Annotated in this window: 18 protein-coding genes; 3 read left to right on the top strand and 15 right to left on the bottom strand. The window is 36.2% G+C overall.

Features of this window, described 5'->3' with window-relative positions; genetic code table 11:
* Positions 1-167 precede the first annotated feature (167 nt).
* From NZ923_04985 to NZ923_04975, 3 genes are all read left to right on the top strand, one after another.
* Positions 168-842, top strand: a complete 675-nt coding sequence (locus tag NZ923_04985; GenBank protein ID MCS7229371.1) for an energy transducer TonB — start codon at positions 168-170, stop codon at positions 840-842.
* A gap of 99 nt (positions 843-941) precedes the next feature.
* Positions 942-2,162 carry a hemolysin family protein gene (locus NZ923_04980; protein MCS7229370.1) on the top strand — a complete coding sequence of 407 codons (1,221 nt, stop codon included), beginning with the start codon at positions 942-944 and terminating at the stop codon, positions 2,160-2,162.
* The gene (locus NZ923_04975) at positions 2,155-3,285 is read left to right on the top strand and encodes a transglycosylase SLT domain-containing protein (GenBank protein ID MCS7229369.1); all 1,131 of its coding nucleotides are present in this window, start codon (positions 2,155-2,157) and stop codon (positions 3,283-3,285) included. The genes NZ923_04980 and NZ923_04975 overlap by 8 nt, the downstream gene beginning before the upstream one ends.
* On the opposite strand, the gene NZ923_04970 is transcribed toward NZ923_04975, so the two are convergent.
* The 15 genes from NZ923_04970 to NZ923_04900 all read right to left on the bottom strand — a co-directional run bounded on the left by NZ923_04970 (position 3,282) and on the right by NZ923_04900 (position 21,268).
* Positions 3,282-3,686, bottom strand: coding sequence for a CoA-binding protein (locus NZ923_04970; GenBank protein MCS7229368.1), 405 nt, complete (start codon positions 3,684-3,686; stop codon positions 3,282-3,284). The two genes, NZ923_04975 and NZ923_04970, sit on opposite strands and share 4 nt — an antisense overlap.
* 42 nt (positions 3,687-3,728) lie before the next feature.
* A complete protein-coding gene (recG, locus tag NZ923_04965) occupies positions 3,729-5,948 on the bottom strand; it encodes an ATP-dependent DNA helicase RecG (GenBank protein ID MCS7229367.1) in 2,220 nt (739 codons plus the stop codon).
* Positions 5,923-7,512: a histidine ammonia-lyase gene (hutH, locus tag NZ923_04960; GenBank protein MCS7229366.1), complete on the bottom strand. Its 1,590-nt coding sequence runs from the start codon at positions 7,510-7,512 to the stop codon at positions 5,923-5,925. The genes recG and hutH overlap by 26 nt, the downstream gene beginning before the upstream one ends.
* 6 nt (positions 7,513-7,518) lie before the next feature.
* Positions 7,519-8,910 (bottom strand): 16S rRNA (cytosine(967)-C(5))-methyltransferase RsmB, encoded by a 1,392-nt coding sequence (gene rsmB / locus NZ923_04955; protein ID MCS7229365.1) that lies wholly within the window; start codon positions 8,908-8,910, stop codon positions 7,519-7,521.
* A 95-nt stretch (positions 8,911-9,005) separates the two neighbouring features.
* On the bottom strand, positions 9,006-10,196 hold the full coding sequence (locus NZ923_04950; protein ID MCS7229364.1) for an NAD(P)/FAD-dependent oxidoreductase: 1,191 nt from the start codon (positions 10,194-10,196) through the stop codon (positions 9,006-9,008).
* A 3-nt stretch (positions 10,197-10,199) separates the two neighbouring features.
* Positions 10,200-10,397, bottom strand: coding sequence for a 4Fe-4S binding protein (locus NZ923_04945; GenBank protein ID MCS7229363.1), 198 nt, complete (start codon positions 10,395-10,397; stop codon positions 10,200-10,202).
* A gap of 3 nt (positions 10,398-10,400) precedes the next feature.
* Positions 10,401-12,317, bottom strand: a complete 1,917-nt coding sequence (dnaG, locus tag NZ923_04940; GenBank protein ID MCS7229362.1) for a DNA primase — start codon at positions 12,315-12,317, stop codon at positions 10,401-10,403.
* 26 nt (positions 12,318-12,343) lie between these two features.
* Positions 12,344-13,006 (bottom strand): restriction endonuclease, encoded by a 663-nt coding sequence (locus NZ923_04935; protein MCS7229361.1) that lies wholly within the window; start codon positions 13,004-13,006, stop codon positions 12,344-12,346.
* Entirely contained in the window at positions 12,987-14,222 is a 1,236-nt protein-coding gene (locus NZ923_04930) for a DNA methyltransferase (protein MCS7229360.1), read from the bottom strand. Before NZ923_04930 ends, NZ923_04935 begins: the two co-directional genes overlap by 20 nt.
* 11 nt (positions 14,223-14,233) lie before the next feature.
* Complete coding sequence (locus NZ923_04925) at positions 14,234-15,046, bottom strand: DUF1207 domain-containing protein (GenBank protein ID MCS7229359.1); 813 nt, start codon at positions 15,044-15,046, stop codon at positions 14,234-14,236.
* Complete coding sequence (locus NZ923_04920; GenBank protein ID MCS7229358.1) at positions 14,991-15,494, bottom strand: methylated-DNA--[protein]-cysteine S-methyltransferase; 504 nt, start codon at positions 15,492-15,494, stop codon at positions 14,991-14,993. The genes NZ923_04925 and NZ923_04920 overlap by 56 nt, the downstream gene beginning before the upstream one ends.
* 8 nt (positions 15,495-15,502) lie before the next feature.
* Positions 15,503-16,156: a LysE family translocator gene (locus NZ923_04915; protein ID MCS7229357.1), complete on the bottom strand. Its 654-nt coding sequence runs from the start codon at positions 16,154-16,156 to the stop codon at positions 15,503-15,505.
* A 48-nt stretch (positions 16,157-16,204) separates the two neighbouring features.
* Positions 16,205-17,263 (bottom strand): PQQ-binding-like beta-propeller repeat protein, encoded by a 1,059-nt coding sequence (locus tag NZ923_04910; GenBank protein ID MCS7229356.1) that lies wholly within the window; start codon positions 17,261-17,263, stop codon positions 16,205-16,207.
* Positions 17,264-17,303: 40 nt separating this feature from the next.
* Positions 17,304-18,833, bottom strand: coding sequence for a dicarboxylate/amino acid:cation symporter (locus NZ923_04905; protein ID MCS7229355.1), 1,530 nt, complete (start codon positions 18,831-18,833; stop codon positions 17,304-17,306).
* Positions 18,834-19,096: 263 nt separating this feature from the next.
* Positions 19,097-21,268, bottom strand: a complete 2,172-nt coding sequence (locus tag NZ923_04900; GenBank protein ID MCS7229354.1) for a S46 family peptidase — start codon at positions 21,266-21,268, stop codon at positions 19,097-19,099.
* Positions 21,269-21,390 lie beyond the last annotated feature (122 nt).

Raw genomic sequence — 21,390 nt, 5'->3', positions numbered from 1 at the left:
AATCAAGTTAGAAATTTTTAATTTCATCGCTTTGAGAAACATCTTTGAATGTTTTTTGTTTATTTTAAATGGAAGTGAAACTTTGGTTGAATTAAACTTGAAAATTTGTTTCAAATTTTTTAACTTAATACCAGCACTATAAAAAATTATCTTGGAGGTTAATTAAAATGCCAGTCATCAAAAAGCCAGAGGCGGATTTAAGGTTAAGGTGGCGGAAGTGGATTGAGCTTGGGCTTGTGATTGCTTTGCTTCTTTCAATTGTTGCGTTTAGATTCTTCCCGAAAGATATAGGTCGTGCGAAGAAACTCTTGACGGTTGAGCAAGAGATAATTAAACCTGAAGAAATTCCACAAACCAGACAAGAAAACAGACCACCGCCACCACCAAGACCACCAATCCCAATTGAAGCTCCAAGTGATGAAGCTTTGGAGGATATCAACATTGACATAAGCTCGGAGCTTGATATCACGAAGGAAGTAGCTCCACCACCGCCGAAAGAGGAATTGACAAAGAAAGAAGAAGATATACCCTTTGAAGAGCAGTTCTTTATGGTTGTTGAGGAAATGCCAGAGATAATTGGTGGTCTTGAGTCAATTCAACGAAATGTTGTTTATCCAGAAATTGCAATAAGAGCTGGGGTTGAGGGAACTGTTTATGTAATGGCATTTGTGGATGAGAATGGAAATGTCGTAAGGGCGGATGTTGTCAAAGGAATTGGCGCTGGATGTGATGAAGCTGCTGTCGCTGCGGTTATGAAAGCAAAATTTAAACCAGGAAAACAGCGTGGTAAACCTGTTAAAGTCCGGGTAATGATACCGATAAGGTTTAAGCTGAAAAAATAATTCCGAAGTTTTTTTAAAATACTTCCCCTCTTTAACTCTAAGGCACAGGGTTTTTTAACTCTGTGCCTTTTTATTTAAAAATAAGCCTCTCTTCTCAAAATGCAAACCGAAATCATACTTGCTTTCGTTTTATTATTCTTTTCCGCTTTCTTCTCAGCAAGCGAAATTGCTTTTATAACTGCCAATAAAATAAAACTTGAAATAAAATCTCGTTCATCATTAACTGCGAAAATAGCAAACGATTTCGCTAAAAAACCTGAAACATTTCTTGTCACCATACTTATCGGAAATAACTTCGTTAACATAGCACTTAGCTCAATTTTAACCTATATTTTAAAAACCATAGCTAACTTAAACGATTTCTCAATTTTGATCCTTCTTACGCTTCTTATTCTCATTTTTGGCGAATCCATACCAAAAACAATCGGCAGGGAATCAGCTGATGGTTTTGTGTTATTCGCATCACTTCCTCTGAAGTTGATTTATTTTATATTTTTACCAGCAGTGAGATTGCTTAAGTTCGTCTCAGAAAAGTTTTTAAAAATTTTCAAACTTAAAACTGAAACCATTGAACAGTTCTTCAGCAAAAAAGATTTTGAAATTCTTCTCAAAGAGAGCGAAATGAACGAACACATAAAAATTGACATACCGTTCTCAAGGGTCTTTAAACTTGAAAACTTGGCTGTTGAATCAGCAATGAGACCAAGGACAGAAATCGTCGGGGTTGACAAAAATATGACGATGAAAGAGATATTTGAAACTTTTTCAAAGTCAGGTCACTCGCGATTGCCTGTTTATGATGGAACAATAGATAACATAATTGGAATAATCTATGTTAAAGACCTTTTCAAAAATCCCAAGAGCATTGACGAGATCTTGAAAGAACCGTATTTCGTCCCCGAGAAGAAAAGATGTATTGAATTACTCAAAGATTTCAAAGAAAAAAATATATCAATGGCGATTGTTGTTGATGAATTTGGTGGTGTTTCAGGTCTTATAACGCTTGAAGATGTAATTGAGGAACTCGTTGGAGAAATTGAAGATGAATTTGATGTCAGCAAGAAACTAATTCAGAAAATTGAGCCTAACACATTTATTTTAAGTGGTCTCGTTGAAATTGATCAGTTGAATGAAGAATACAAACTTAACATACCAAAGGGAGATTATGAGACGATTTCTGGTTTCGTGATAAATAACATAGGTAGAATCCCATCAAAAGGTGAGGAGTTTATAATCCACGATTTTAAAATAACGATATTAAGCGCAACAAGGACACGGATAAACTCTCTAAAACTAACTCCTTTGAAATACCATGAATAAAATTTTAAACCTCTTCTCCGTCGGCGCTTTTATATTCGCGTTGTTCATAGCGACTAAAAATTTTAAAGAGATAAACAATCCTAAACCAACTGAAAATGTCCTGATAAACCATCTAACCATTGTTCATCCGCCAGATATAATTTTTCTATGTGGTGAAAGGATCCCACTTGAAATTCCAGATGTAAGGGAAAGATTTGAGCGTGAATTTTACCTTGAATTTGATGAAAACCAACTTATACTTGATCTTAAACGATGTGGGAAATACATGCCATATATTGAAAGCAAACTGAAAGAAAAAGGGTTGCCAGCTGATTTAAAATATCTTGCAATTGCCGAGAGTCGCTTGATTGAAAACGCATACTCAAGCAAAGGAGCTGCGGGACTATGGCAACTGATGCCTGAAACCGCAAGAAGATACGGTCTCAGAGTTGACGAATATATTGACGAGCGACTTCACATTCAAAAAGCAACAGAAGCTGCTCTTTCATATATTCAGGATTTATACAAAAAATTTAACAATTGGGCACTTGTCTTAGCTGCTTATAACGCTGGTGAAGCACGAATAACAGATGCGATGCAATTTCAATGGGTTGATAATTATTTTGATTTACATTTAAATCGTGAAACTTCAAGATTTGTATTTAGAGTCGCTGCAATAAAAGAATTAATCTCAAACGCCCATAGATACGGATTTACTCTTGACACAGCAAAACTTTTTAAACCACAAAATGTTAAATATGTCACCGTCAAAGGACCAATTCAAAACCTCGCTCTTTGGGCTAAGATGCAAGGAACTAATTATAAAACATTGAAATATCTAAATCCTTGGATCTTGAAGTCATCACTTCCAGCTGGAGAATTTCAGATCGCTCTACCTGTTGATGCCAAACCGCAAGAATTGAACATCGCAGAATACAAATACAAAGGCTCAAGAGTTATATTTCAGAATGGCGAAATAATCGTGATCCCTGAAAAAACACTAAATCATCGGGTTAAAACTGGTGAAACTCTTGATTCAATCGCTCAAAAATACAATGTAAGAGTGGAAGACATAATTGAATTAAACAAACTTGAAGGTAAAAAGCTAAGACCTGGACAAATACTTAAGATCCCTGTTTATTAAAAATCACCAAATCTATACATGTGCTCAACTTTTATGCACTTATTCATCACAACTTTCAAACCAGCGCTTTGAGCTTTCTTTGCCGCTTTTTCATTTAATACTCCTAACTGCATCCACACAACTTTCGCCTTCTTTTGAATCGCTTGATCAACTATCTCCTCCACAAACTCAGGCCTTCTAAATATATCAACAATATCAATCTCGTCAGGAACACTTAAAAGGTCAGGATAAGCTTTCAATCCGAAAACTGAATCAATGTTTGGATTAACTGGGATAATTTTATAGCCGTTTCTCAAAAGATATTCCGCTACAATATAGCTATCTCTATCCGGCTTGTCCGATAGTCCAACAATTGCGATTGTCTTATACTTCGTTAAAATCTCTTTGATTTCATCTTTCATCGCAAACTACAGAATTTATTTTAAAGTTTTTAAGAGCGATGCTTAGCTTACTTTTGCGAGATCAACGCTGTCCGAATAGAGTTTCAAAAATTGTTTTCTCAAAATAAAATGTTCAGGTTTTAATAAGTTTGGATCTTCTTTGATAATTTCAAATGCCTCGGAGCGAGCGATCTCAAGCAAATTTTTATCTTTTGAGATATCAGCAAATTTAAATTTTATAAATCCGCTTTGCCTCGTGCCAAAGAATTCACCAGGACCGCGAAGTTCAAGGTCCTTTTCAGCGATTTTAAAACCATCCATCGTTGATTCAATAACCTTTAATCTTTCAATTGCCTTGCTTTCTTCAAGCGTTTCATAATCAAATAAAGTTTCATCTGTTGTTTTTTTAAATAAACTTGATTTTGCAATCAAAAAACAGTATGATTGCTTCTCGCTTCTTCCAATTCTACCTCGCAACTGGTGAAGTTGAGCAAGCCCGAATCTTTCAGCATTCTCTATGATCATTATAGTAGCGTTTGGGATATCAATCCCAACTTCAATTACAGTTGTCGCGACAAGGATTTGAATTTTCCCTTCTTTAAAAGCAAGCATAATTTCTTGTCTCTCTGTCCCTGGCATTTTGCCGTGAATTAAACCGACATTAAATTCCGGAAAAATTTCGTTTTTCAAGCGCACATAGCCTTCAATCGCAGATTCAAGATCAAGCTTTTCTGATTCCTCAATCAATGGATAGACAATATATGCTTGATGCCCTTCCTTTACCTTTAAGCGAACGAATTCATAAACTCTTTCTCTTTCGGTGTCGGGTAAAAGTTCGGTTTTAACTTTTCTTTTTCTTGGCATTTCGTCTATTATTGAAACATCAAGGTCTCCGTATAGTGTAAAGGCAAGTGTCCGTGGAATTGGTGTCGCTGTCATTATCAAAACATCAGGATTGTATCCTTTTTCAATAAGTGATGCTCTTTGCATTACTCCAAAACGATGTTGTTCATCAATAACGACAAGCCCAAGATTTTTGAAGTTGACTCTTTCTTGAATTAAAGCATGTGTTCCAATTATTATTTGTGCTTCGCCACTTTCAATTTCGCTCAAAATTTCTTTTTTCTCTTTTGATTTTAAACTTCCGATGAGAAGGCGAACTTTAACGGGCAAAGAATTTAATAAGCTCAAAAAGGTGGCATAATGTTGTTCAGCAAGAATTTCGGTCGGAGCCATAAATGCAGATTGATAGCCGTTGTCAACAGCGATTAACATTGCAATCAAAGCTACGATTGTTTTGCCACTTCCGACATCACCTTGAAGCAAGCGATTCATTGGTTTATCAGATTTCATATCATTCCATATTTCACGAATTACTCGCCTTTGGGCTTCGGTAAGTTTGAAAGGTAAAATTTTGCTAAATCCGTGGACGAGATCACCGATTTTTTTAAAAGATATTCCCTTTTCAAAATGCTTAAGCTCGTAATGCTTCCTCGCAAGAAGAAGTTGAAGGAAAAATAATTCTTCAAACTTCAATCTTTTCAAAGCGAGATTTAATTCATTGTGGGTTTCTGGGAAATGAATTGATTTTATTGCGAACTTCAACGGCACGAGATCATACTTTGAAAGAATTTTTTCAGGTAAAGTTTCCTCAACCTGATCAATGTAGTTATTGATAACATTGCTTATAAGTTCACGGAGTTTTAAGGTGTTAAGTCCGAGGGATTTCAATTTTGATGTTGAAGGATAAACAGGGACGATCCTTCCCGTGTGTATGTTCACACTGTCTGCTTCAGTTAAAAAATCAAATTCAGGATGAACAAGATTTATTTTCCCTTTGAATGCTGTCGGTTTGCCGAAAACTGCAACGAGATCGCCGATATCAAATTGTCTTTTGAAATACTCAATTTTGTTAAACCAAACACAGCTTAATTTGCCCGTCCCATCATCAACTACAATCTCAAGAATTTCCCTTCCCCCTGAACTTAAGAGAATTTTTTTCTCCACGACTCGCCCAATGAATGTGACTGCCCCAGATTTGCGGTAAAACTCCCACCAATTTCTTTTCAAGTTAGCAACACTTATAACTGTGCTCCTGTCAATGTATTTAATTGGAGCATAATAAAGCAAATCAACAAGTTTCTCTATCCCTACATCCCGTAGTGCTTGCGACCTTTTCTCGCCGATCCCTTTAAGATACCTTATATCAAGTTCAAGTGAGACAGGCGATTTTTTCGCGGATTTATTTACAATTGAATTATTCAAGTTCTTCTCCAATTGCATCTTCAACTGCTTTAATGATTTCGCCAGTTTTTACGATCTCAAGCGCTTTTATGATGTCATCGTGTAAAATTCTGTCTTCATCAAGATGTTTTATTTTTCTTCTTATAAACTCATATGCTGCTTGCGAGCCGACACCGCATTTCATAATCTTGCCCGTCTTGGGATCAACCTTTGCGAAATCAATTCCTTGAGCAGCGCACATGATTTCAATTGCTATAACCGTTTGAACATTCTTTAAAATTCTGTATGCTTTTTGAGCTGAAATTGATCCCATGCTGTTGTGATCTTCTTGATTAGCAGATGTCGGAATTGAATCAACACTTGCTGGATGAGATAAAACTTTGTTTTCCGAAACAAGTGACGCTGCTGTATATTGAGCGATCATCAACCCTGAGTTCAACCCACCTTGCACTGTTAAAAACTTTGGCAAACCGCTTAATTGTGAATTTACAAGTCTCTCAATTCTTCTTTCGGAAACATTGGCAAGTTCAGATAACGCTATAGCTATGAAGTCCATCGCAAGTGCGATTGGCTGTCCATGAAAATTCCCGCCTTCAAGATGAACACCATCTTCAGGAAAAATTAAAGGATTATCGGTTGCTGAATTTATCTCAATTGAAACGATGTTATAAACATAATCAATAGCATCTCTTGATGCACCGTGAATTTGAGGAACACATCTTAAAGAATAGGCATCTTGAACTCTCGGATCATCATAAAGATGAGAAAGCCGAATTTCACTGTTTCTCATCATTCTTAATATATTTCGTGCAACCTTTTGCTGTCCTTGATAAGGTCTTAATTTGTGAATTCTTTCATCAAAAGCTCTGTCTGTTCCCTTCAAAGCTTCAATGCTAAGTGAAGCAGCGATATCGGCGATTTTGCATAAGTCCTTTGCTTGCTTAACTATTAAACAAGCGTAAGCTGTCATCATCTGTGTCCCATTTATAAGAGCAAGTCCCTCTTTCGCAGAAAGTTTAATTGGCTTCAATCCAAATTTTTTAAGCGCTGTGTACGCTTTCACTTTTTTCAAATTCTTTACATCCGCGCCGATCCAAACATCACCTTTGCCCATCATTGCAAGCACAAGATGAGCAAGTTGAACAAGATCACCGCTTGAACCAACAGAACCTTGAGATGGAATTATAGGAGTTATATGGTGATTTAAAAGCTCAATCAACATATTGACGGTTTCAACTCTCACCCCCGAATAACCTTTTGCCAAAGCATTGGCTCTTAAAAGCATCATAGCCCTGACGACTTCTGGAGGCAATGGTTCACCAGCGCCAGCAGAGTGACTAAATATCAGGTTTTGTTGTAATTTTTCTATTTCATCTTTCTCTATCTTTACGGTAGCAAAATCCCCGAAACCAGTCGTAACTCCATAAATGGTTTCATTTTTCTCAACCCAACTTTCAACGAGTTTCCTTGATTTTTGTATTTTTGATATAGCATCTGGTGATAATTTAACAGGTGCAAAATTAACTGCGACATCAAAAACTTTTTCGGGAGTTAATGTTTCGCCGTCAATTACGACGAGCCGAGGTTTTCTGTTATTTCTCATAAAATTTTACTTCACTTTAATTAATCTTATCGCAAACCCTCCATCCATATCATGTTTATGTGGGAATGTTTCCATATAACCGCCATCAGTTACAACATCAGAGGGGAGATATTTCCGTGCGTCGTCAATTTCAAACTCTGGATGTCTTTCAAGAAATGATTTAACAACTTCTATGTTTTCTTCTGGTTCAATTGTGCAAGTGCTATAAACTACGACACCACCAGTTTTAACAAGTTTACTTGCCGTCTCAAGAAGTTCAATTTGAGTTTTAACGAGATTTTTAATATCTGAAAGTTCCCTTTGCCATTTTATATCTGGCTTCTTCTGAAGCACACCGAAACCTGAACACGGTGCGTCAACGAGAACTTTATCTGCCTTCCCTCCAAAATTTGCAGTCGTTGCATCTTCTGCGATAAACTCAACATTTGTTATGCCAAGTCGTTCACAACTTTGTTTGACGAGATTCAGCCTGTGTTCATATTTATCAACCGCTATTATTTTTCCTTCGTTTTTCATCATCTCACCAATATATGTCGTTTTTCCACCAGGTGCGGAGCAAAGATCAATCACCATTTCACCTGGTTTTGGATCAAGAAGCTTGACAACAAGTCCAGCGCTTTCATCTTGCACTGAAAAATAACCTTGATTGAAAAGATCAAGGTTATAAATTCCAGATAGATGCCCGACTTTAAGAAACTCGTCAAGATATTTTGATTTTACATATTTTATCCCTCTTTCATCAAAAAGTTTTGCGAGATCATCAGATGTTATTTTAAGAGAGTTTGCTCGCACAACTATTGTGGGACGTTCGTTGTTGGCAGCAAGCAATTGCTCCGTCTCATAAAACCCATATCTTTCAACCCACCTTTTGACAATCCAAGTCGGATGCGCATACATAATTGATAGATATTGAATTGGATCTGCTTCGCTATCAGGCGTTGGGAGTTTTCCAAGGTTGCGAATTATATTTCTTAACACAGCATTGACGAGATTTGCAGCTTTTTGTCCACGAATTTTCTTTACGAATTCAACAGCTTCGTTTACTGCAGCTGCATGCGGAATTTTGCTCAAAAACAAGATCTGATAAAGTGCAACTCTCATTGCATTTCTTATGTTTGGATCTTGCATTGCAAATTTGTTCTTACAAAAGTGTTCAATAATGAAATCAAGGCGTGTTTTCCATCTTATAACCCCGTGCGTCAATTCGGTTAAAAATCTTTTGTCAAGTTCATTGAGCTCATCTGATTTAAGCTCAATGTCAAGGAGTTTATCAAGATACGAATCTGTTCTCTCAACACGATTTAAAATTTTAACTGCTATCCCACGAGGTCCTTTGTAAAATTCTTGTGGTTCCATAACTTTGAGAAGTTCTTTTTTGTTTGAATTTAAAAATCGCACCTCCCTTTGAAAATAAAAAGGGAGTAGCTTGAAATTAAGCTACTCCTTGAAAATTTACTAAACCATCACAAAATTCGCAACTATTTTCAAACGCATCATATAAACAACCTCATTACTTCAATTATTAGCGATGGTTGAGTTTTGACAGCTGTGAGAAATAGATTTTTCAATGTTAGCTTTTCGTATGGAATTTTTGCAAGCTCTCTTGCTATCTCGTTTAATTTCTCGTCAGGGAATTTGTAGATGAATTGCTTTATTTTGTAATATCTTTCGTGTCTTTGCCCAAGCGTTTTTCTCCATTCGTCTTCGTATTTGAAAATTAAGTTAAGATTGTTTTCTTTCACCGCTTGTCCTGCAATTTGACCAGCTATTTTTCCACCTATCATTCCGCTTATTATTCCACCTCCAGAAACAGGATTCACTTGATGCGCCGCATCACCGACAAGCATAAGACCATTAGTTACAATTTTATCAGCTGTCTTTGCGCAAGGAACTCCACCAGCTATTACAGTTAAAATGGATGCTTGAGGGAAATTTTTCTCAACAAATTCTTCAAGATAACTCAATGCGTGTCTTTGTCTACCATAAATTCCAGCGATCCCGAGACCGACATTTGCTGTGTTCCTGCCTTTTGGAAAAACCCACAGATAACCACCGGGAGCGACTTTCTCTCCGAAATAAAAATAACAAGTGTCCGGCTCAACCTCTATGTTTGTCAATGTCATTTGAACTGCTGATTCCATATCTTGAAGTTTACATGTTGTATTAAGCCCTGCCCATCTTCCAACTCTTGATTCAACTCCATCCGCACCAATTACTATCTTTGACCTTATTTCAATTTGTTCGGAATTATTCATCAAAACCTTTACACCTTCAACTTTTCCATCATTAATTATCAAACCGTTGACATAAGCCTTCGTCACAATTTCTGCTCCATTTTGAGCAGCAATTTTAGCAAGTTCGTAATCAAAAATTCTTCTTTCAAGTATATAACCGAAGCCTTCAATGTTCGGTTTTACAACGGTTCCATCTGGAGCTACAAGTTTAAAGTACTTAACAGTGCTTGCGATCCATTTTGGATCTGGCTCAATAAATTGAATTAACCCCTCATGACTTACTGCTTCGCCACATCTAACAGGATATCCGATATCTCTGTCTTTCTCAAGGACTAGAACCTTCGCACCACTGAGCGCAGCGAATCTCGCAGCGGTTGTCCCCGCAGGACCACCACCAACAACAATGATGTCATAATAATCAAACCTTGGAAAATTTTTGCCAAAGGTCATCTATCAAAATCCCTCTTTTTTCTTTTTTGTTATATGTAGTTCAAGAACATCAAAAGGGCACGCCCAAACACATTTGCCGCAGTCCGTGCAAAGTTCATCTATTATTTCAATTTTTGACTCATACAATTCAATACAATTTTCTGGACAAACACCAACACAGCAACCGCAAAAATCGCATTTATTGTCTTTGATTATTACCATATCTCATACCTGATTTAGTGATTTAAGATATCTTTGGATTATATCCTTAAACCCTCTGTTGCTGAGTATGTTTTTCTTCCGTGCGATCTCGCTCTTTTTAGCAATAAGTTCTAATAACTTTTCATCGTCCTTCGTCGTCTCCGCTTCTTTTATCTTTTCAGTCAAGTCAGTTTCTATTTTCTGTATCTTGCGAAGATAAAACTTTGTCAAAACATCGTCAACCGCCTTCCACATCTCTTCAATCTCATCCTCTTCAGACCAACCTTTCTTTTCATTCCAAAATTGACTAACTTCATACTTGCTTAAAACGATGTTTGTTAAAAATCCCCTGAACTCATCGCTCTCACTCTGGCTTAATAGCTCATTGACATTGACTTTTTTATACTCCCCCGTCTCCTTACATCTTTCAAACTCTTCTTTAACTTTTTGGTAAATTAACTTAACATATTCACTTGAGACATCGTTTAATTTCACATATTCAAAAACAAACTTCAAGACAACTTCATTCGCATCAAGCAAAATTTTTGCAAGGTCTTTTTCCTCTGCAGGGATTGACTTAAATTTTGCAAAAGATGAATTTTCAGTAGATGTCTCCACCTCTTTCCTTGCTGATTCTTTGCGCTTCTTTAAGATCATCATCTCAAGCTCGTTGGCAAGAACATTCTCAGGAATTTTATATTTTGACGAAACCTCACGAATCAATACATTTCTTTTAAGCTCATCTGGAATTTTTGAGATTGATTCAACAAGTGAACGAATGGCTTTAACTTTCACATTTGGATCGTCAAACTTTCCAAGTTGCTGATATGTCAACGCTTTAAACTCAACGAAATTGATAGCATTTTTAATTTGCTCTTCAAATTCAAATACTGAATGTTTTCTTATGAACGAATCAGGATCTTCACCTTCAGGTAATTTAACGATATAAACATCAAGTCCCTGTGCAAGTATAATATCAACTCCACGCATCATCGCCCTTGCTCCCGCTGAATCAGCATCGTAGAGAAAATAAATGGTATCAGTGTAGTTTGAGATCAATCTAACTTGATCCTCAGTCAAAGCTGTTCCACCAGAAGCAACAACATTTTCAATTCCGGATTGAAACAGTGAGATACAATCCATGTAACCTTCAACAAGAATTGCATATCCTTTTTTTCTGATTGCATCTTTAGCTTGATAGAGCCCATATAAAACTTTGCTTTTTGTATATACTTTTGTTTCCGGCGAATTTATGTATTTCGGTATACTTTCATCATCTTTCAATCTTCTTCCGCCGAAAGCTATAACACGACCTGTGATTGAAAAAATCGGAAATATCACTCTACCTCTAAATCTATCATAGTACGCTCCATCCTCCCTTTTTACCAGAACACCTGCTTTTTCAAGTGTTTCAAGTGGGAAATCGTGTTTTATCGCATATTGAACAAGCGCATCCCACTGGTCGGGTGAATAGCCAAGTCCAAAATTTTTAATGGTCGCATCGTTAATTCCGCGTTTGTAGAGATACTCAATTGCTTTTTTACCTTCCGATGTTTTCATCAAACTTCTAACGAAAAATTCATGTGCGAAGCGATTCGCCTCGTAGAGTTCTTCAAATTCTGTTTCAATCCATTTTTCTTTCTTTTCTGGCTTCGGTAGTTCTATGCCAACATATTGTGCTACTTTTTTAATTGCCTCAAAGAATGAAACTTTTTCGTATTGCATAATAAAATTAAAGACATTTCCACCAGCACCGCATCCGAAGCAATGATAAAGTTGTTTATCTGGACTTACCGTGAAAGAAGGAGTTTTCTCCGTATGAAAAGGACATAAGCCAACATAGTTTTTCCCTACCTTCTTTAGCGGAACAAACTGATTTATATAATCAACTATGTCAACCGCAGTTCTTATTTCTTCTATTTTGTCTTCCGGGATACGCATTTTGTTTAAAGTTACTTTGTATGTATTTAAAATCGCCCCTCGGCTAACAAAAAATCTTTTCTATAAATATCTTTATTGCTTGCGTTGAACTCGTGTTTTATCTGAACAGATAAATTCTCTAATGTATAAAGTTGCCATGAAACGGGGATATAAACCTGCTTCTTGTTTTTAGTAACTTGTTTTAATTCATAACTTAAGAGCAAATGATAGGCATCTTTTACAATTTTAGGATCTTTTGAAGGAGAAAAGTAGAAAGTTCTAAAAGATTGTTGTTTCGTGATTTCGCTGTAAGTTTTACAATCAAGATAAATTGTCTTACCATTGTATGAAATCTCAATATCTGGATACCCACTTACCTTTTTTCTGCCTGATTTCGTTTTAGGCTTATCTGCACTTAATCCAACTTTCTTCAAGGCATCTATCACAAAAGGTTCAATTTTATTACCAGCTTCGTTTGGTCTTTTTGCTTGAATCCCACTTTCGCGTGCATTTTCTCCAGCGATTTTAGCAGATCTTTTTAGTAGTTCTATCAACTCTTTGTTTTCTTTTAAAGCAAGATCAAATTTTAAAACCTCACAACCCGTTAAAGCTTTTATTGCCAGCCGATATGGGATATTCTTAATCGGCTCAAGAAATTTGCTGATAATGTCTTCAAGCTGTTTTATGTATTTAGCGCCTTCGTTTCTCATCTTTTTTAAAAATTAAAATGTTTTCCTTCTGCATAACATTATATAATCCAAAGATGATTTTATCTATGTTCTTAACCAGCGTAAAACCAGCCTCTTCCGCGCGATCAATTATAAACTCTGTAGTTTTTATCTCTTTTCCTTGATATGTTGCGTTTCCTATGATTATAACCGCATACCTTCCCGATTTTAAAACCCTATACATTTCATCAATAGATTTTCTCATATCTTCATTGTAAAGATCTAACCTATCCTTGCCTTTCCCTCTAACTCCAATGAATTCCTCTCTCAAACTTTCTACATCATATCCGAGGGCTTTCAAGGCATGCTCATCATTTTTAACATAATCAAGCGCAACAGAATAAGGAGGGGAAGTTATGATCCCATCAACACTACCATCAGGAAGCGGTAAATTTCTAGCATCACCAACTCTAATATCAACATTACCTAACTTAAGACCTAATTGCTCTACAACATCAGAATAATCCCTTAATGAAAGGATCATCCTTTTAAGATTTTTTAGGAAAGAATTTTGAAATTCTCTTTTTCTCCGAGCGTTATCACTTATAGCGACAAGTTTAGCCATCAAATAAAAGTTCCTAATAACTTCATCTTCTATGCTTGCTATAAATTTATCAAGCTTATTTTCATCAGCATTGAAGAAAAAACTTAACTCAATTTCATCCTTCAATGCAATTATTGCATTAAGAGATTGGATTGACTCAGTTTTCACTTTACTTTGAAGAACACATAAAGGTGAAATGTCAAATCCAATACAGTTTACTCCTAACAATTGCGCCTCCAATGCCGTAGTGCCACTACCAATAAAAGGATCAAGCACTGTTTCACCAGAAACCACTCCAATTATATTCAATAAAGCACGAATCATTTGAGGATGGAATTTTCCCTTATACGGATAAATCCAATGCGTCAAGTACTGATTTACCGATTTTGTTCTGTTTTTGGATGTAATTTTGTAATAATCGGTATATATCCCATCAATAGACTTAAAATAAGCCAACCTTCTTTTAAGCACCTGAAGTTCAACATCACCAATTACGCCAAATTCTCTAAGCCCATTTGTAATCTCAAAATTAACGCCAAAGGATTCAAGTTCAAGCTGTGCTAAAGCGAGCTCGTAGATAAACTGAACATTATCAAATAAAGTTAATGTGTGCTTTTTTATTCTTTCTTTTATCTCAATCAATCTTTCGTTCAAAAATTTATTTTTTAAAACTCAAACGAACAACCCAATCCACCAAACTCTTTTTTTAAATTAAAGTATTGTCCATAAATATCAAAACCGCTGTAAAAGTTAAGATAAACAAAAATTCCTCTTGAATTCAACCGCCCAATCTTAACCCCACCAACTGTGTTAAAACCGATAATTTTGTTAATGAACTTTACATCACTTGCAAAAATCAGGTTAAATACTTTAGATTCTTTGAAAAGTTCAAATCCTGTCTGAAAATAAAATCTTTCAATGTTTGATGGCTTAATTCTAAAAACTTGGGAAAATCCACCATACAGCTTGTAAAACTCCCCAGCAAAAGCAAAAATTAAATCAAAAAATTCACCTGTAAATGGAAACGGTTTATGATCAAGTTCTCCATATTCATCAACGATATGAGCGCTCCTATGGAGAACTCTAAAGCGAGTTGAAAATTTTTCGCTACGAAAAGATAAATTCCCGCCGAAGAAACCATCAACTGCTTCAACTCTCAAAATTAAAAACCCATGATTGTTAACGAGAGTATAAGCAAAAAAATCAACCCCAGCGGTGAGAAGAAAATTCTTCTCTTTAAATTCAATTAGATCAAGCGAATTTCCAATGTCAACTTTTAAACTATTTCTATTAAAATACTTCATAATCCCCATCTTCGGCTCGTAAAAACTTGCTCTTAAAATTCCAAAGTTCAACCCTTTTGAATCAACAACTTTAACTTGGGCATTTGAAACTGAAAAGAAGCTCAGGATAAGAAAAGCATTAAATATCTCTTGCGCCTTCAAGACCGAGCAAAAATTCTTTGATTTTAATTCCACCGGTATATCCACCGAGCGAACCGTCCGAAGCGATAACCCGATGGCAGGGAACTACGATTGGCAGTGGATTTGAAGCAAGTGCGTTTCCAACCGCTCTTTGAGAATTTGGTTTCCTAATTCTCCTTGCAAGCTCCGAATATGTCAAAGTTTCTCCATACGGAATTCTCATCGTTTCATACCAAACCTTTTTTTGAAAATCCGTTCCTATAATATCAAGTTCAAGATCAAACTTTTTTAATTTTCTTGCTAAGTAAAGTTTAATTTGCTCAATTGCTTCTTTGTTTTCTTTCCTACTTTCAACAATTTCGGTTTCATTAAAGTACTTTTTTATCCAGGTTTTAAATTCTTCAGCTGCCTCAAGTGTCAAAGAAATTTTGCATACCCCCTTTTCAGAAGAAGCAATATAGATAATCCCGATGATGGTTTCAAAAGATGTGCAATAAAGCATGTTCCCCCTCATATTAATTTTCTCAAAATTTCAAAAGCAAGATACGACGCGAAACCAAGTATAATTATCCCTGAGATCCGATGGAAAAAAGCAATTGTCTTCGCTCTGAATTCAACGAAGTTGTGAATAAATTTTAACAACATATAGAACCAAAGCACGACCCCAAGTCCAACGCCAAAAGCAAAGAAAAAGTTATCAAAAGAGTTTCCAATCAAGCTCGTTGATTGAACAAAGCCTGCGACAGTTATCCAGAAAATTATAAATGTCGGGTTCAAGGCATAAAGAACCGCACCAACGAGAAATGTATTATGAATATGATGTCTTTTAATAAAGCTTAATCTGCCATTCCCATTGTTAAGTGCAAGCTCGCCATTATAAATTTTCTTTGGATGAATAATCAAGTTACGAAGTCCAAAGAAAAGAAGAATTAAAAAAGCAAAAGTTTGGACAATTATATTTCCAAGAGAATACTCTACTATCGCTCCCATGCCAAACATCGCAAGAAGACAATAAAGAAATTCCATCGCCGCTGCACCAACACCAGTCCAAAATGCAGGTTTAAATCCATCTCTCATTCCCTTCGTTAGAATCGTAAGATTTATCGGACCAATTGGCACTGAAATGATAATCCCGAAAATTATGCCAGCTAAAAGCGCTATCACTAAATCAAATCAAAATTTGTTTTTGTATTAGTGCATCAAATTACAAAATTACTCTATAGCATACAAGTAGCCATCTTTTGAACCAATAAATAAAATTCCATCAACGATCAAGGGAGAAGCAAACGCACGGCTTTTAAGATCAAACGCTGATTCCATTTTACCAGTTTTAACACTTAGCTTATAAACACCTGAATAAAATGCGGTATTAACACAAGCGTAAATAAAATCACCAGCAACGATTGGAGGGCTCCATATTGAAACCTCTTCAAGTCCAATTTTCCAAATAAGTTTTCCAGTGTGTGAAACAATGTAGAAAACTCCGTCAGCTGAGCTGAAATAAACAGCTTTTTCATCAGCTGATGGTGTTTGAGTTATCTGTCCTTTGGTTTGAAACTTCCACTTCACCCATCCCGTTTTAGAATCAACAGCATAAAGATTACCATCAGTTGAACCAAAGAAAACTACACCTGCAGAAATAACCGGCGAACTATTTATCATTCCATTTGTTGCAACTACCCAAACAAGATCTCCAGTTTTAGCGTCAACAGCGTAAAAATTTTTATCAAGTGAACCGAAATAAATTTTCCCATCATAATAAGCAGGTGATGAATAAATCGCCTTTTGAGTTTGGAACTTCCATATAAGTTTCCCATTTGATGCTGAAACTGCATAGAGAACTCCTTCTCCGGAACCGAAATAAACGATTCCATCAACAATGATAGGTGAACTCATAAGCCAACCTTCAACTTGAAATTTCCAAACAACTTTTCCGGTTGTAGCATCAAGACAGTAAAAATTTTTATCATTTGAACCAAAATAAATTCTTCCATCAAAATATGTCGGTGATGTTTCAATCGTGTTTCCTGTGCGAAATTTCCATTTTAATTTTCCAGTTTTAAAATCAACGGCATAAAAATTTCCATCGTTTGAACCAAAGAAAACCGTGCCTTGAGCTATAACAGGACTTGAATAAATTGTCCCATTTGTTTTGAACTTCCATCTCAATTTAGCAAGCGTCGGTAATTTTTCTCCCTTATAAATTCCGCTATGCCTAACATCATAGCGGTACACATGCGATTCTGAAAAAGCACTATAAGATAACCACAAAAAAAGTAAACAAATTAAACTGCTTCCAAACTTTTTAAAGTTATTTTTTCTCATCGCTTCCCATCAATTTTTCACTTTTTGCGACCACAACGGATGCGGTTGCGTCTCCAGTGATATTTACAACTGTCCTACACATATCAAGAATTCTATCAACGCCAAGGATAAGCGCAATCCCCTCGGCTGGGACATGAATTGCTTTTAAGATCATAACGAGCATTATTATACCAACTCCAGGAACAGGAGCGGTTCCAATTGAAGCCAGAGTTGCAGTTAAAACTATTGTAAGTTGTTGCGTTATATCAAGATTAAATCCATAAACTTGAGCTATAAAAACAGAAGCAACACCCTGATATAAAGCTGTCCCATCCATATTTATTGTCGCACCAAGTGGTAGGACAAAACTTGTTATTTGTTTCGGCACACCAAGATTTCTTTCTGTGCACTCAAAATTAACAGGCAAGGTTGCTGCACTTGAACTTGTGCTGAAAGCGATTATTTGAGCATCTCTCATTCCTTTGAAAAATTTCAATGGGCTCATCCCACCGAGAAATTTTACCGCAAATGAATAAACACCAAACAAATGAATCGCTAAACCAATTAAAACAGTCACTATATACCATAACAAAGTTGATATGATCCCGAAACCAAACTCCGCAACCGTTGCGGAAATCAAAGCAAAAACACCATACGGAGCTATTTTCATAACAAGGTCAACCATTTTAATCATCGTATCACTTACACCATCAAGAAATTTTATCACAGGTTCAGATTTAGATTTATCAATCATAGTAAGCGTAATTCCGAATATAACTGCAAAGAAAACGATTTGCAACATGTTCCCGTTTGCCATCGCGTTTATAGGGTTGGTCGGAACGATATTGACAAGGAAATCAATTATATTAATACCAAGCTCTTGTTGTATTTTTTCAGAGACATCCGCTTGATATTCAGCGGCGATTCTATCTCTTACATCTGCAGAGATTTTATCCCCAGGTTTAATCAGGTTTGAAACCAAAAGACCAATAGTGATAGCCAACGCCGTAGTGACAATATAGTATCCAAGCGTTTTCCCACCGATCCTTCCAACTTTCTTTATATCTCCTAAACTTGCTGCACCTACAATTAGTGAAGCTATCACAAGAGGAATAGCAAGGAAACTTAACAAGCGAACAAACAATGTCCCAATAGGTTTTATCTCAGTCGCAATAGTTTTTACCTTTTGAACATCAACGATTTTTTCAAACTTTATAATTTGCGTCTCACGAAATTCATCTGCTGTTGATTTCTTATAGAAGATTAAAACTGCGTTATCTTTTTCAGATTTTGGCAAATCGCGAAAAAATTTGATTATCTTCGTTTGGTCATTAGAAGAAAATTCCTTCCTTAAGTTTGACACAATAAATTCAGCCTTCTCCCAGTTTTCAACGACGACTTTGACTTCCCCTTTTTCCGTTTTTGTAATCACACTTAATTTGTTAACATCAATGCTAAAAATAACACCAAAAATTGCTCCGAGAATTAGTGCGATAATTATTCGCGTGTGAACGGGAATTCGTTTCTTGAAAAGCATTTAACAATTTGCTTTTAGTTGAGTTGTATTTGGTTAAATTTTTAAGACAAAATCATCAACCTGAAGTATGAATTGAAACACACAGCCGATAACTTATCTCTACATCCCTCGGGTAAACCAAATCAAGAGGAGATAATAGAATGAAATCCAACCTTGTCCTTCGGAACAGAATTAGCAATGATTAATCTTTGTCTCTTCGGCTCTTTAATATAAAAAAATTCCCCCTCCCTGATAATTCATAGAGAGGGGGAATTGCGCAAAACTTATTTTATTTTACCATGCATAAGTTCGTCAACTAATCTATCGGTTTTGTAAATATGCTTTAGTGATTCAATTATTCCACGAACATCAACCGAAACCGCCCGATTCTTTTCATCAACATAGATGAAATCACCAGGCAAACTTTCTATATTTCCATCAAAGATCAAACCGACGACCTCAAGATCTTTATTAACGACGGGACTACCTGAATTTCCACCAATGATGTCATTTGTAGAGACAAAATTAAGAGGCGTGCTTAGGTCAAATGTGGAGGGGATGTTTTTCCATTTTTCTGGCAATTCCCAGTCCTTACGCTCTGTTGTCTTAAACGAATAATGTCTATCATACATACCATAAAATGTCGTTATCGGTGGTGCGATCGTTCCGTTGTATTCATAACTTTTAACTACACCATCTGCAATTCTTAAAGTAAATGTCGCATCAGGCGGAATTGATGTGCCATAGACATCAAAAATAGCTCTGCCAAGAAGTTGAAGCTTCGCTGATTCTTTTGAGCTGATTGAATTATATCTATCCCTTATCTCTTGCGCTCGCTTCCTCGTCTTAACTACAAATGAAATGAACGGATCGTTTGATTTCAAAATATCATCTGGATTTCCATCTAACAAAGCTGTAACCTTTTCTTTATCGGATAAAATTGTGGTTTTAAGCAAATCGTCAACTGCTGTTTCAGGTGCTTTTCCTTTCAAAAGATCATTAAACGGTTGATTCTTGTCCCCAAAAACTGATTTCATGTATTTAAGTTGATAAGTAAGTATCATCTTTTCAAGTTCGGGTTCAATCTCCTGTGGGAAAATTCTCGCTTTTGTTGATTTCAAGCGTTCACCTTTATAAGCATCGGCTCTTTTCTCCTCAGGAAGTTTCATCTGTTCAGCATACTCAACGAGATCATTTGCCATTCTAAAGTAAACGCTTCTCGCAGCACCAGTAAAGCTGTATGCTTGAAGTTCTGCAAATAGTTTTCTTTTCTCCACTTGATACTTTTCAATCTCACTCCATAAGTTTCCATATTTTGACTTAAGTTGCGGGTTGTTCATAACAGCATCTTTGAACTTTTTCTCAAAGTCACGTTTCCTTGCCATAAGATATGGATCGCGCAATCCAGCGAGTCGTCCAGTGTATGCTTTTTGTGAGTTTGAGAAGCTAAATAAGCGAGTTTGATATTTAATTTTTTTCTCGGGATATTTTGCGAGAAAGTCGGTGTAAATTTTAACAAGATTATCAAGCATTGACAAAGTATATGGATAGCTTACATCTCTGAAAAACTCAAGTTGTGAAACTGTAAGCAAGCGATTTGTTCTTCCCGGATTTCCAATAACAAAAACAAGATCTCCTTCCTTGACACCTGTTTTGCTGAATGGGAAGTAGTATTTTGTCTTCAGAGGTTTCCCATCTTTATAAACTCTGTAAAATGCAACATCAAGGTCATATCTTGGATATGTAAAGTTATCTGGATCGCCACCGAAATATGCGACCATTGTTTCAGGAGCATAAACGAGCCTAACATCCGTGTATCGCTTATAAACATAAACAGAATATTTTCCACCATTGTAAAATGTCACAACGCTTGCTACAATTGAGTCGCCTGGATTTTCAGCTTTAAATTTTTCATAATATCTTTGTTGAACTTCTCTAATTTTTTTGTCCCTGTTAGCAACTTTTTCTTCATCAGTTTTTCCTTCTTCAAATGCCCTTTGAATTTCAGATGTAACATCTTCAATATGGATCAACTGATCAACATAATGATTTGGTATTTTCCTTTCCTCCTCAAGTGTCTTTGCGTAGAAACCTGTTTCAGCTAGATTTTCACCTTCACGATTAACCGCATCAAGTGCTCCCCTTGCACAATGATGGTTCGTCATCACAAGACCATCTTCGGAAACGAAGGAAGCTGAACAGCCTGGAAGCCGGAGCGCAGAAAGTCGTGCTCTCTCAAACCAATCAGACGGTGGCACAAAATTATATGTCTTCTTGAAATAATCAATCGGAGGATAATCAAATGTCCACATTTTTCCATTATCAAACTGACCTGCCTTCACTGTGTCAAGGTAAGCTAGATACTCAGGTTTTGTAACTTGATAGGTGGAGCAACCGGTGAGAAAGATAATAACAATAAGTGGAAAAACTAAGAGGTTCTTAAGATGTCTGAGCATCTTTTCCTCGCTATTTTATTTTTGCAAAGAAAAGTTGAGGCAAAGTTAAATTAATTCAAACGACTTAATTTTCAAAATCCACCTGTGGTATCTTGTCAAGCCAAAACGAATTTTCAAAGAAT

The sequence above is a fragment of the Candidatus Kryptonium sp. genome, assembly GCA_025060635.1.
GTDB lineage: Bacteria > Bacteroidota > Ignavibacteria > Kryptoniales > Kryptoniaceae > Kryptonium.
Note: the sequence above shows the minus strand (reverse complement) of the source record. Positions and strands in the feature narration are given on the sequence as shown.